The sequence below is a fragment of the Streptomyces sp. URMC 123 genome, from assembly GCF_051386515.1.
Taxonomy (GTDB): domain Bacteria; phylum Actinomycetota; class Actinomycetes; order Streptomycetales; family Streptomycetaceae; genus Streptomyces.
In genome coordinates this window covers 1-1,016 of record NZ_JBPQTV010000640.1, presented here as the reverse complement: position 1 = coordinate 1,016, position 1,016 = coordinate 1, and the positions used below count along the sequence as shown (strand labels likewise).

Genomic DNA, 1,016 nt, shown 5'->3' with positions numbered 1-1,016 from the left:
CCCAACCCGCCGCACCGCCACACGAATTGGAGCCCTCGGTGACCACGAGCGATGTCGCCACTCCCACCCCCGCCCAGCGGCTCGCCGAGGGCCGGGCCGGCGCGCACCTCGGCACCTACTCCGTCGGCGGCCCCACCGCCCTCCTGGACGCCTACCGACCGGGCGAAACCCGCTTCTTCGCCTCCCCGACCCGCACCCTGCTCGCCCACGGCGCCCTCGCCGAGGTGCCGCACGACGAGCGCCCGCTGCCCCAGCGGGTGGCCGACACCCTGCGCCGGGCGCGCACGCGGGGCGCCACCGCCCCGATCGTCGTCGGCGCCGTGCCGTTCGACCCCACCGCGCCCGCCGCGCTCACCGTGCCCGGCACCGTCCGCTGGGCCGCCCCGCTCGCCCAGGACCCCCTCGTCGCGCTGCCCGCCGAACCGCCGGCCGACGCCCGCTGGGACATCCGGCCCGTGCCCGCCCCCGCGGACTACGCGGCGAGCGTCGCCGAGGCCGTACGGCGCATGCGCGACGGCGAGTTCGAGAAGGTGGTGCTCGCACGGGCGCTGGACGTCACCCTCCGCTCGGACGGCGCCCTGGACGTCCCCGCGCTGCTCCAGCGGCTGGCCCGCCGCGACCCCGCCGGCTACACCTTCGCCGTGCCCACCGGCCCCGGCCGCACCCTGCTCGGCGCCAGCCCCGAACTGCTCGTCTCCCGGCGCGGCACCCGCCTGGTCGCCAACCCGCTCGCCGGCTCCGCCCAGCGCAGCCCCGACCTCGCCGAGGACGTCCGCCGCGCCGCGGCACTGCTGGAGTCCCCCAAGGACCTGCACGAACACGCCGTCGTCGTCGAGGCGGTACGGGCCGCCCTCGCGCCGTACTGCGCGAACCTGGAGGTGCCCGAGCGCCCCACCCTCGTGCGCACGGCCGCCATGTGGCACCTGTCGACCACCGTGACCGGCGTGCTCGACGACCCCGGCGCCCGCGTACAGCCGCAGGCCGCGCTCCTCGGCCTCAGCGCAGCGGATGGTGAC

General features: G+C 78.2%; 1 protein-coding gene. It reads left to right on the top strand.

Annotated elements, in window-relative coordinates; translation table 11 throughout:
* Positions 1 to 38: 38 nt before the first annotated feature.
* Positions 39 to 1,016 (top strand): chorismate-binding protein (locus ACSNOD_RS31375; protein ID WP_436770469.1); only part of this gene is annotated, 978 nt, incomplete at its 3' end.